This window comes from Mycobacterium sp., assembly GCF_036273375.1.
In the GTDB taxonomy this organism is placed as follows: Bacteria; Actinomycetota; Actinomycetes; order Mycobacteriales; family Mycobacteriaceae; genus Mycobacterium.
Map to the genome: position 1 here is coordinate 17704 of NZ_DASUHS010000155.1, position 10131 is coordinate 27834.

Sequence of the window (10131 nt, forward strand, 5' to 3'; positions counted from 1 at the left end):
GTGTCTGGGTCAGCCTTTAGATTGGGAGGAGCAGCGTGGTGTCAACGGCGACGAGCCTGTTAGGCGAGGAGCGGTTGGCTGGCTTCCTTGCGAGTCCGGGGGCGCTTTCGATGCGCTCCGGCAACACCGCCGCAGAAGGGACCGGGTTGATCGACATGGCCGACTCTGAAGATGCCCGCGATGGCGCGACGGTACCCGAGATACCCGAGGCCCCAGCGCACGAAGAGACGGACGCGGAATTAACGGCGCGATTCGAACGCGACGCGATTCCCCTGCTGGACCAGCTTTACGGTGGCGCGCTGCGCATGACGCGCAATCCCGCCGACGCCGAAGATCTGCTGCAAGAGACCATGGTCAAGGCCTATGCGGGATTCCGCTCGTTCCGGGCCGGCACCAATCTCAAGGCGTGGCTGTACCGGATCCTGACCAACACCTACATCAACAGCTATCGCAAGAAGCAGCGCCAACCCGCGGAGTATCCCACCGAGGAGATCACCGACTGGCAGCTGGCCGCGAACGCCGAGCATTCGTCCACCGGGCTACGTTCGGCAGAGGTGGAGGCCCTAGAGGCGCTGCCGGACTCGGAGATCAAAGACGCACTGGCGGCTTTGCCGGAAGAATTCCGGATGGCGGTCTATTACGCCGACGTCGAAGGCTTCCCGTACATGGAAATCGCCGAGATCATGGATACGCCGATTGGAACGGTAATGTCACGGCTGCACCGCGGCCGACGCCAGCTACGCGGCCTGTTGGCCGACGTTGCCAAGGAGCGGGGCTTCAACCGCGGTCAGCAGACGCACGAGGAGGTGTCGTCATGAGCGAGTTCTCCGGCCAGGGCGGTGCCTCGCCCGAAGCCTGCCCCAACGACGAGTCACACGGCAGCGTCGGTTGCGCGGAGGTCATCCGCCAGGTCTGGCAGCTGCTCGACGGTGAATGCGGCCCGGACACCCGCGAGCAGCTGCGCCGGCACCTCGAGGCGTGCCCCGGCTGCTTCAAGCACTACGGGCTCGAAGAGCGAATCAAGGCGTTGATCGCCACCAAATGCAGGGGCGAGAAGGCCCCCGAGGGTTTGCGCGAGCGGCTACGGCTCGAGATCCGGCGCACCACGATCATCCGGCGTACGCAGTAGCGTCCCTCAGGCGTTGGGGCGCTTGCCGTGGTTGGCCTTGCTGTGCTTGCGGTCGCGCTTCTTACGGCCTCGTTTGGCCATGGTGAAAACCTCCGTGATTGCTGTCAAACCAGGCGCCCGGCGCCCGTTGGCTTGACCGCCATTCTCTCACGAGACGTCCTATGCAGTGTCTTCGCCCTCGGAGACGCCCCTCTGGGGCCCGTGCGCCGCGGTCCCGACTGGCCTTGTGGTTCGATGTATCCGAGCCTGATGGGCCTGATTGAACCGTGATGACCAGCAGCCAGCCTGCGCGAAGGCCGAGACGAGTGGGGTGAAGATGGCGGAGGATGTGCGTGCCGAGATCGTGGCCAGCGTGCTCGAAGTCGTTGTGAACGAGGGTGACCAGATCGGCAAAGGCGACATCGTGGTGCTGCTGGAGTCGATGAAAATGGAGATCCCCGTCCTGGCCGAAGTCGGCGGCACTGTCAGCAAGGTCAGCGTGTCGGTGGGCGACGTGATTCAGGCGGGCGACCTCATCGCGGTGATCAGCTAGCCGCCGGGCCCCCTCGACCAGCTGCCGGGGAAAGACCCGGGGAGTAAGCGATGTCAACTCTCGGTGATCTGCTCGCCGAACACACCATGCTGCCGGGCAACGCGGTGGATCACCTGCACGCGGTGGTCGGGGAGTGGCAGCTGCTGGCCGACCTGTCGTTCGCCGACTACCTGATGTGGGTGCGGCGCGACGACGGCGTGCTGGTCTGTGTGGCGCAGTGCCGGCCGAACACGGCGCCCACGGCACTGCAGACCGACGCGGTGGGCACCGAGTTCGGGTCCGACCGGTTGAATCTCGTGGCCGAGACGTTCGCGTCGGGCGCTGCCAAGCGGAACGATGTTGCGGGACATGAAGATTCGTGGTTGCCCGGAACCCACGTCGAGGCGTCTCCGGTGCGCTACGGCGGCAAGGTGGTGGCCGTGCTCACCCACCATCAGACCGCGTTGGCCGCCGACCGCACGTCCGGTCAGCTGGAGATCGCCTACCGGGAGTGCGCCACCGATCTGGTCCACATGCTCGCCGAGGGAACTTTTCCGGACGTCGGGGACGTGGTGATGTCGCGCTCGACCCCACGGGCGGGCGATGGCTTCATTCGCCTCGATGTACACGGCGTTGTCGCGTACGCCAGTCCCAACGCGCTGTCCGCCTACCACCGAATGGGCCTGACCACCGAACTGGAGGGGCGCAACCTCATCGAGGTCACGCGCCCGCTGATCTCCGACCCGTTCGAGGCGCAGGAGGTGGCCGAGCACGTACAGGATCTGGTGGCCGGCGGGCGCAGCATGCGCATGGAGGTCGACGCCGGGGGAGCCACCGTACTGCTGCGCACGTTGCCGTTGATGGTCGACGGCGCCAGCGCCGGTGCGGCGGTGCTGATCCGCGACGTCACGGAGGTCAAGCGTCGCGACCGGGCCCTGATATCCAAGGACGCCACCATCCGGGAGATCCACCACCGGGTGAAGAACAACCTGCAGACCGTGGCGGCGCTGTTGCGCCTGCAGGCCCGCCGGACCGTCAATGCGGAGGGGCGGGAGGCGCTGATCGAGTCGGTGCGCCGGGTGTCGTCGATCGCGTTGGTGCACGACGCGCTGTCGATGTCGGTGGACGAGCAGGTCAATCTCGACGAGGTGATCGACCGGATCCTGCCGATCATGAACGACGTGGCGTCGGTGGACCGGCCGATCCGCATCAACCGGGTCGGCGACCTGGGTGTGCTGGACTCCGACCGGGCCACAGCGCTGATCATGGTGATCACCGAACTGGTGCAGAACGCGATCGAACACGCCTTTGACCCGGCAACCGAAGAAGGCTCGGTGACGATCCGCGCCGAGCGATCAGCCCGCTGGCTCGACGTCGTGGTGCACGACGACGGTCGCGGACTGCCGGAGGGATTCAGCCTCGAGACCTCCGACAGCCTCGGTCTGCAGATCGTGCGGACCCTGGTATCGGCCGAGCTGGACGGCACCCTGGGCATGCGTGAGGCGCCCGCCAGCGGCACCGATGTCGTGCTACGGGTGCCGATCGGCCGGCGGACCCGTTTGCTGCTGTAGACGCGCGCTGCGGGCCACACGCAAAGGTGCGGCCCCGACTTTCGTCGAGGCCGCACTATTTGCGTTATGTGGGTTATACCCCGCTGCGGGCCTTCGTCCGGGCGTTGCGACGCTTCAGTGCACGCCGCTCGTCTTCGCTCATGCCGCCCCAGACGCCCGAGTCCTGGCCCGTGTTCAGGGCCCAACCGAGGCACTCTGTGGTCACCGGACACCGATTACAGACCAGTTTCGCGTCAGCGATCTGCGCGAGCGCCGGGCCGCTGTTCCCTACCGGGAAGAACAGCTCCGGGTCTTCGTCACGACAGACCGCCTTGTGGCGCCAATCCATACGTCTTTACTCCTCACTGAGTGCGCAGCAAGGCGCACGGCCATTTTCTTCGGCTGTTTAACGCGTGCAGAAGAAAAGGAGTCCGGACTCCTACGTAGTTTCTGCATGCAACCTTTCGATCGTTTCACAGGCTCAACAGATGTCAATAGTGTGAGTTCGCTCGTGGGCTATCTCACTTTGAGCATCTCGTCGCCAAGCCCTCACTCCGTTGTACTACACTGCGCGGGCTGCTTCGGAAAATATTCTCCTCGCACCCACGTGGGCGCGTCATTAGACCAGGTCAGCGCCATTTTTGCTGAGGAGGCGCAACCACCGCCAGCGCGTCCGGGACCGCTTTGAACGTCATGGTTTCGCGCGCGCCGAGGTAATCGCCGTCGAACTGGCAGGCCACGGCGCCTCCGGTCGAGGTAACTCGCACGCATGGCAGGTCGTCCTCGGTGAAAAGGTGTTTGAAGTCGAAGGTGGGCCGTTTAGCGAGCATCTGCCGCACGATTCGCAGGGTGGGGATCGTCTTCATGGTCATGGGCGCGAACACCCCCAGGCCCGACTCGAAGCTGCAGCCGGGATTGGTCCACACCGGCCGTTCGTTGGCGAAAGTCCAGGGGCTGGAGTTCGACACGAACGCGAAGCTGACCCCGGTAATGGGTTCGCGGCCGGGAACTTCGAGGGTCAGCATCGGTTCGCGGCGGGTGTAGGCCCACACGGCGGGCACTGCCGCACGGATGTAGCGCCACGCCGAAACCTTGCCGCCCTTGTCGCGTTCGGCCTCGACCGCGGCCACCACCTCGGCGTCGACGCCCATGCCGGTGTTGAACACTGCCCAGCGCTCGCCGCAGTCGATCAGGCCGATCCGCCGCCAGGCGCCGCGCCGCTGGTAGTCGTCGAGCAACTGGATGAGCTGGTTGGTGGCCGCGACCGGATCCGCCGAGATGCCCAGGGACCGCGCCAGCACGTTCGCCGAACCGCCGGGCACCACGCCAACCGCAGGTACCGGTCCGCTTGGAAGCGGCCCCGGCCGGCCGAGCAGACCGTTGACCACGCCGCTCACCGTGCCGTCGCCCCCGTGCACGACCACTAGATCGATACCGTCGGCGACGGCCTTCTGCGCGAGCTCGGTGCCATGACCGCGGTGGTTGGTGTGTTCGACGGTGAGGTGCAGGCGGCTTTTGAGCGCGTGGGCCAGCAGGTCGCGAGCGGCCGGGGTCGTGGAAGTGGCTGTGGGGTTGACGATCAGCACGGCCCGCATGAGGCACGAGCTTAGGCGGACCGGTTAAGGCGCCGCTGTGGGGGAACCGTCGGGGAGCCGGAGGCCGCCCTGACTACGCTGACGCTGTGACGCCGCCTGCCGCCCCGACCCCCGTTCGCCGCGCCGGCCTGATCGTTGTGCTGCAGGGGATTGCGGCGTTGATCGTGGCGGTGGTGTTGGTGGTGCGGGGCATCGCGGGAGCCGATCAGCAGGTGGTCAACGGCCTGGCGACGGCGGGCTGGTTCGTCTTGGTCGGTGCCGGGGTGATCGCCGCGGGGCGCGCGTTGATCCTTGGCAAGCGCTGGGGCCGCGGGCTGGCCGTGATCACCCAGCTGCTGTTGCTGCCGGTGGCGTGGTACCTCGCGGCCGGATCACATCAGCCGGGCTTCGGGATTCCGGCGGGCGCGGTGGCGCTGATCGTGCTGGGATTGCTGTTCAGTCCCGCCGCGGTGCGCTGGGCCGCCGGCGATCAGGGCGATTCGGCCAAGCCGGCCAACGACGCCCCGGACAGCCGGTAGGTCGTCCATTCGTTCTGCGGCTCACCGCCGATGCCTTCGTAGAGCGTGATGGCGTCGGCGTTCCAATTCAGCACCGCCCAGGACAGCCGCGTGTAGCCCCGCTGCAGGCACTCGGCGGCCAGTGCTGCCAGCAGCGCGCGCGCCAGCCCGCGCCGTCGATATATTGGCCGCACGAACAGGTCTTCCAGATAAATGCCCGCCGCGCCGTCCCAGGTGGAGTAGTTGAGGAACCACAGTGCCATCGCGGCGATCTCGCCGTCGACCTCGGCCACGTGCCCGTACACCGGGCCCTCGAAAAGTGCTGCAGAGATTTGCGTTTCGGTCACCGTGCACTGCTCGGCGGCGTGCTCGAATTCGGCCAGCGCGCGGATCATGTCGGTGATGGCGGCGGCGTCGTGTGGCGCGGCGCGACGGATGCGTGTGCTCATTGCTCAACTCCCAGCGCGTTGAGGATCGTGCCGAATTTCGTTGTCGTTTCGGCAACTTCCTCGTCGGGGTCGGACTCGGCGACGATACCGCCGCCGGCCCGCGCCAGCGCGCTGCGCCGGTCCGCCGACAGCTGCGCGCAGCGCAGCGACACCACCCAGCTTCCATCGCCGCGGTCGTCGCACCAGCCCACCGCCCCGGCGTAGAACCCGCGGTCACCTTCCAGTTCGCTGATCAGTCCTATCGCGGCCTTGGTCGGCACCCCGCCGACCGCCGGGGTGGGGTGCAGCGCCAACGCCAAATCGATTGCGGTGCTTGATGTATCACGCAAGTGGCCGGTGATCGGCGTGCACAGATGCCAGACGGTGGCGGTGCTGCTCAGCTGCGGTTCGACGGCGATGGACAGGTCGTCGCACAGCGGTTTCAGGGCGGCCCTGATGGTTTCGATGACCAGCTGGTGCTCGTGACGGTTCTTGGCCGAGGCGGTCAACGCGGCGCCGTTGGCGGCGTCGGTCTGCGGGTCGGCGGCGCGCGGGGCCGAGCCGGCGAACGGACGGCACTCCACGCGGTCGCCGCTGCGCGCAACCAGTAGCTCGGGGCTGGCGCCCACCAGGGCGGTGCCCGCGTACTCGTCGCCGGCGGCGGTCAGATCGACCAGGTAGCCGTAGGCCGCCGGGTCCGCGGCGATCAGCCGGCGCAGGATCACGCGCGCATCCAGCGGGGTGTCGGCAACCAGGCGCAGGGCGCGGGCCAGCACCACCTTGTCCAGCGGGTTGTCGCCCGCGGCGAGCTGCTCGCACGCCCGGCGGATCCGGTCCCGGTATTCGACCGGTGACGGCACGGCTTCGGTCACCCGCACCGGCGGCAGGCCCTCGGGCGACCAGTCCGGCGGTCCGTCCGTGGCCTTCACCGTCTCGGGCGTCAACAACGCTGCCGGCCTGGTGACGTCGAAAGGCAACGCGCCCAACACAATCCGCGCTTCCCCCGAGCGCAGCGCGGCCTGCGCCGCACCCACGTCGCCGTAACGACGCCGCACACCCTCGGCAATCAGGGTCCCGGTCGGCCCGCACAGCGCGAACGGCGGTTCGTGATCTAGATGCTCGACTCCTTCTCGCGCCGCTGCGCGGCGCGCATCGTCGTCTTCGCCGCTCACTGACCGGTCAATCCCAGCGCCCGCAGCTGCCGTACCCCGTGCTCGAACCCGCAGACCGCGAGCGACGCGGTGATCATGCCGAAGCGGCTGCCCTCGACCAGCGGCAGTTCGACCCAGCGCGTGATCACCGCCCGGGAGAAATGGCCGTGGCTGACGAAGACCACGTCGCGCGACTCCATGTGCTCCAGCGCCTTCGCGACGGCCGCGTCGGCGCGCTCGCTGACCTGCTCGACGGTCTCACCGCCCGGACAGCCGTGCGTCCACACCAACCAATCGGGCACCGTCTCCCGGATCTGCTCCGTGGTCAGGCCCTCATACGAGCCATAGTCCCATTCCGCCAGCAGCTCGGACACCTCGTCGACGGACAGACCGGCCAACTGGGCGGTGGTCAGGGACCGTTGCCGCGGGCTGCTGATCACCACCGGATCAATGAGTTGGAGTTCTCCGAGCACGCCGCCGGCCAGCTTGGCCCGTGTTCGGCCGGCCTCGGTCAACTCGACCTCGGTACGGCCGGTGTGCTGGCCCGATTTCGACCACTCGGTCTCGCCGTGGCGCAGCAGCACCAGACGGTGGTTGTGCAAGCCCATATCGATTGATTCTGCCGGACGACATGCCGGGCCCGTCGGCCGCAGCGCACAGCGGGCGAACGTGCCAGGATGGGCGTTGTTGAGCGCATGGCGATTACGCAGAGGGGAGTGCCGCGCCTATGGCTGCTAAGACCCGGGTACTGGCGGTGGCCAACCAAAAGGGTGGTGTCGCCAAGACGACCACGGTCGCGTCGCTGGGTGCGGCGATGCTGGACGAGAACAAACGGGTGCTGCTGGTCGACCTCGATCCGCAGGGCTGCCTGACCTTCTCGCTGGGCCAAGACCCGGACAAGCTACCGGTCTCCGTGCACGAGGTGCTGCTCGGCGATGTCGAGCCCAACGCCGCGCTGGTCGAGACGGCAGAGGGAATGACACTGCTGCCGGCCAACATTGACCTGGCCGGTGCCGAAGCGATGCTGCTGATGCGGGCCGGCCGCGAATACGCGCTCAAGCGCGCGTTGACCAAACTCGGCGACCAATTCGACGTGGTGATCATCGACTGCCCGCCGTCGCTGGGCGTGCTCACCCTTAATGGGCTGACGGCTGCCGACGAGGTCATCGTGCCGCTGCAGTGCGAGACCCTCGCGCACCGCGGGGTCGGCCAGTTCCTGCGCACCGTCGCCGACGTCCAGCAGATCACCAACCCGGAGCTGCGACTGCTCGGCGCCCTGCCGACGCTGTATGACTCGCGCACCACCCACACCCGCGACGTCCTGGCCGACGTCGCCGACCGATACAACCTGCCGGTGCTGGCCCCGCCGATTCCGCGCACCGTGCGATTCGCCGAGGCCAGCGCCTCGGGTTCGTCGGTGATGGCCGGTCGCAAGAACAAAGGCGCGGTGGCCTACGGCGATCTGGCGGCGGCGTTGCTCAAGCATTGGAAGAGCGGCAAGCCGCTGCCGACGTTCGCCGTCGAGGTTTAGTGGCGATCGCCAGCGCGGCGGAGCCGGGCGCAGCGGGTCGCCACCATCTGGGTAGCTAGCCCAGTGCGACCAGGGTGTCGCCGCGCTGCTCGAGCACCCGGGACCCAATCACGGCCGGGAACACCGGTTCCCCGGCCGGCGAGGCGTTCGTCGACCGGTCCACCGGGATGTCGCGTTCGTTGGCGCCACTGAGCGGGTCGTAGACCCCGATTGCGCCGGTGACCGGCACCAGGAGCCGACCCGCCATCATCACCCCGGGTCCCAACGGCGCCGCCTTGTCGCCGGCGGCGATGGTGTAACGCAGCGCCAAGGTGTTCGCGTCGAAGACCATCAGCGAATCGCCGGTCCACCAGGTGATCAGGCTGCCGGGGTGGGAGACCGCCGCCGAGCGCGACGGCGGCTTGGGCAGCGGGGTGCTCGACACGGTGGCGCCGGTTTCGTCGATCACGTCGACCCGGGGCTGCGGCGCGGGCAGGTAGACCGCGGTGGTGTTCTCCGCGACGGTCAGTACCCGGGCGCCCGAATCCGGCGCGATGCCCGGTTCGGCCACGACGTGTTGTTGCGGTTCGTCGTCGTCCTTGCCCGGACGCAGCAGCACCAGCCGCAGGTCGGCCTGGTTCGCGCAGCTCTCCAGCACCGACACCGCCTGCGAGCTGGCCGCGGCCGAGATCAGCTTGCATCCGGAGTGCAGTCCGCGCGTCGACGGTTTCACCCGAGCGTCGGTCTCGCCGTAGGTCAGCATCCGGACCATGTCCGAACGCCACAGCTCCAGCCGGGTGTCGCCGACCGACAACACCGTCATGCCGTCGGAGGAGAGCCGCACCCGCGGATCGGCGTAACCGCTGCGGGCGGGCCCCCGGCGACCGGTGGCGCCGTCCAGCGTGCTCACCTGCCCGCAGCCGCGATCGTCGCGGTATACACCGACGGCGTAGCGGTACAGCCAGGTGACTCCGCACAGGTCGGCGTCACGGGCGTAGCTCCAGCGGGACTGGCCGGTGTCGGGATCGCGCCCGTCGATCCGGCGGCCCGCGGCGGTGACGGCCTCCCCGCCGGCTACCACCGGGGCGGTGGTGGCCGGGCTGGCGGCGCTCCACAGCTGTTTCAGGCCGGCGGGCACCTGACGGGCCGGGGTCGGGTTGGGTGCGGGAACGGCCGCGGGCCGACTGGTGGTCGCCCGAGCGTCGCTGCTCCACCAGATCAACGCCGCGACCGCGGCGACGACGACCACGATGGCCGCGGCGGCGATGATGTCGCCCTTGGTCCGGCGCTCGGGTCTGACCATGCGTCGGCGCGGACTTTTAGTTGCTCTGCGCGGTTGCCGCGGCCGCTGTGGCGGCTTGCCCTTCGGCGGGCTTGCGACGCCGACGGCGGCGCCGGGTGGAGCCGGCGTTGCCCGGGGGCGAGGCGGCCGGGGTTTCCGCCGTGGCCTCGCCGTTGGTGCCGGCGGCCCCGTTGTTCGACGGGTGCGCGGTGACGGGCTGGCCGCCACGGGTGCGCCGCCGGGTGCCGGAGCGGCGCGCAGGCCTGTCCGACTTCTGCTCTGGCCTCTTGCCGTCCCGGTCGCTGCTGCGGCGCTGGCCTTGCGGCTTGCGGGCCGCACCCACCGTGCCCCCGGCCTCGGCGGGGATGCCCAGCTCGGCCCGGAGGTGCGGGGAATTGGAGTAGGTCTCGGCGGGCTCGGGGCAGTCCAGACCCAGCGCCTTGTCGATCAGCGACCAACGGGGTAGCTCGTCCCAGTC

Annotated in this window: 13 protein-coding genes and 1 pseudogene; 6 read left to right on the forward strand and 8 right to left on the reverse strand. The window is 68.5% G+C overall.

The window, feature by feature from the left end:
• Nucleotides 1-155 precede the first annotated feature (155 nt).
• Nucleotides 156-818 (forward strand): sigma-70 family RNA polymerase sigma factor, encoded by a 663-nt coding sequence (locus tag VFW69_RS14660; protein WP_526502252.1) that lies wholly within the window; start codon nt 156-158, stop codon nt 816-818.
• A complete protein-coding gene (rsrA, locus tag VFW69_RS14665; protein WP_526502242.1) occupies nt 815-1129 on the forward strand; it encodes a mycothiol system anti-sigma-R factor in 315 nt (104 codons plus the stop codon). The genes VFW69_RS14660 and rsrA overlap by 4 nt, the downstream gene beginning before the upstream one ends.
• Nucleotides 1130-1135: 6 nt before the next feature.
• Here the strand turns inward: rsrA and VFW69_RS14670 are convergent, their stop codons facing one another.
• Nucleotides 1136-1210 carry a 50S ribosomal protein bL37 gene (locus VFW69_RS14670; RefSeq protein ID WP_011728008.1) on the reverse strand — a complete coding sequence of 25 codons (75 nt, stop codon included), beginning with the start codon at nt 1208-1210 and terminating at the stop codon, nt 1136-1138.
• Between the two features lie 235 nt (nt 1211-1445).
• Between VFW69_RS14670 and VFW69_RS14675 the strand changes: the two genes are divergently transcribed.
• Nucleotides 1446-1661 carry a biotin/lipoyl-binding carrier protein gene (locus tag VFW69_RS14675; RefSeq protein ID WP_007773063.1) on the forward strand — a complete coding sequence of 72 codons (216 nt, stop codon included), beginning with the start codon at nt 1446-1448 and terminating at the stop codon, nt 1659-1661.
• 50 nt (nt 1662-1711) lie between these two features.
• Nucleotides 1712-3211 (forward strand): two-component system sensor histidine kinase PdtaS, encoded by a 1500-nt coding sequence (gene pdtaS / locus VFW69_RS14680; RefSeq protein ID WP_526502243.1) that lies wholly within the window; start codon nt 1712-1714, stop codon nt 3209-3211.
• A gap of 73 nt (nt 3212-3284) precedes the next feature.
• On the opposite strand, the gene whiB1 is transcribed toward pdtaS, so the two are convergent.
• Together whiB1 and VFW69_RS14690 are read right to left on the reverse strand one after the other, a co-directional pair.
• Entirely contained in the window at nt 3285-3539 is a 255-nt protein-coding gene (gene whiB1, locus VFW69_RS14685; protein ID WP_003874607.1) for a transcriptional regulator WhiB1, read from the reverse strand.
• Between the two features lie 280 nt (nt 3540-3819).
• Nucleotides 3820-4785 carry a diacylglycerol/lipid kinase family protein gene (locus VFW69_RS14690; RefSeq protein ID WP_526502244.1) on the reverse strand — a complete coding sequence of 322 codons (966 nt, stop codon included), beginning with the start codon at nt 4783-4785 and terminating at the stop codon, nt 3820-3822.
• A gap of 86 nt (nt 4786-4871) precedes the next feature.
• Here VFW69_RS14690 and VFW69_RS14695 point away from each other — a divergent pair, with 86 nt between their 5' ends.
• Entirely contained in the window at nt 4872-5303 is a 432-nt protein-coding gene (locus VFW69_RS14695; protein ID WP_526502245.1) for a hypothetical protein, read from the forward strand.
• Here the strand turns inward: VFW69_RS14695 and VFW69_RS14700 are convergent.
• Genes VFW69_RS14700 through VFW69_RS14710 form a run of 3 tightly spaced genes read right to left on the reverse strand, consistent with a single transcriptional unit; the run spans nt 5255 to nt 7469 of the window.
• Complete coding sequence (locus VFW69_RS14700; RefSeq protein WP_526502246.1) at nt 5255-5731, reverse strand: GNAT family N-acetyltransferase; 477 nt, start codon at nt 5729-5731, stop codon at nt 5255-5257. The two genes, VFW69_RS14695 and VFW69_RS14700, sit on opposite strands and share 49 nt — an antisense overlap.
• On the reverse strand, nt 5728-6882 hold the full coding sequence (locus VFW69_RS14705) for an isochorismate synthase (RefSeq protein ID WP_526502247.1): 1155 nt from the start codon (nt 6880-6882) through the stop codon (nt 5728-5730). The genes VFW69_RS14700 and VFW69_RS14705 overlap by 4 nt, the downstream gene beginning before the upstream one ends.
• Nucleotides 6879-7469, reverse strand: coding sequence for an acid phosphatase (locus VFW69_RS14710; protein ID WP_526502248.1), 591 nt, complete (start codon nt 7467-7469; stop codon nt 6879-6881). The genes VFW69_RS14705 and VFW69_RS14710 overlap by 4 nt, the downstream gene beginning before the upstream one ends.
• 119 nt (nt 7470-7588) lie before the next feature.
• Between VFW69_RS14710 and VFW69_RS14715 the strand changes: the two genes are divergently transcribed.
• Complete coding sequence (locus tag VFW69_RS14715) at nt 7589-8392, forward strand: ParA family protein (protein ID WP_526502249.1); 804 nt, start codon at nt 7589-7591, stop codon at nt 8390-8392.
• A gap of 55 nt (nt 8393-8447) precedes the next feature.
• On the opposite strand, the gene VFW69_RS14720 is transcribed toward VFW69_RS14715, so the two are convergent.
• On the reverse strand, nt 8448-9674 hold the full coding sequence (locus VFW69_RS14720) for an Rv3212 family protein (protein ID WP_526502250.1): 1227 nt from the start codon (nt 9672-9674) through the stop codon (nt 8448-8450).
• Between the two features lie 16 nt (nt 9675-9690).
• A pseudogene (locus VFW69_RS14725) lies at nt 9691-10131 on the reverse strand (DEAD/DEAH box helicase); the annotation flags it as partial.

What these genes read in the sequence shown, in the direction of transcription:
- VFW69_RS14660 (WP_526502252.1), top strand. Translation starts at nt 156, where the DNA reads ATGGCCGACTCTGAAGATGCCCGCGATGGCGCGACGGTACCCGAGATA.
- rsrA (WP_526502242.1), top strand. Translation starts at nt 815, where the DNA reads ATGAGCGAGTTCTCCGGCCAGGGCGGTGCCTCGCCCGAAGCCTGCCCC.
- VFW69_RS14675 (WP_007773063.1), top strand. Translation starts at nt 1,446, where the DNA reads ATGGCGGAGGATGTGCGTGCCGAGATCGTGGCCAGCGTGCTCGAAGTC.
- pdtaS (WP_526502243.1), top strand. Translation starts at nt 1,712, where the DNA reads ATGTCAACTCTCGGTGATCTGCTCGCCGAACACACCATGCTGCCGGGC.
- whiB1 (WP_003874607.1), bottom strand. Translation starts at nt 3,539, where the DNA reads ATGGATTGGCGCCACAAGGCGGTCTGTCGTGACGAAGACCCGGAGCTG.
- VFW69_RS14690 (WP_526502244.1), bottom strand. Translation starts at nt 4,785, where the DNA reads ATGCGGGCCGTGCTGATCGTCAACCCCACAGCCACTTCCACGACCCCG.
- VFW69_RS14700 (WP_526502246.1), bottom strand. Translation starts at nt 5,731, where the DNA reads ATGAGCACACGCATCCGTCGCGCCGCGCCACACGACGCCGCCGCCATC.
- VFW69_RS14710 (WP_526502248.1), bottom strand. Translation starts at nt 7,469, where the DNA reads ATGGGCTTGCACAACCACCGTCTGGTGCTGCTGCGCCACGGCGAGACC.
- VFW69_RS14715 (WP_526502249.1), top strand. Translation starts at nt 7,589, where the DNA reads ATGGCTGCTAAGACCCGGGTACTGGCGGTGGCCAACCAAAAGGGTGGT.
- VFW69_RS14720 (WP_526502250.1), bottom strand. Translation starts at nt 9,674, where the DNA reads ATGGTCAGACCCGAGCGCCGGACCAAGGGCGACATCATCGCCGCCGCG.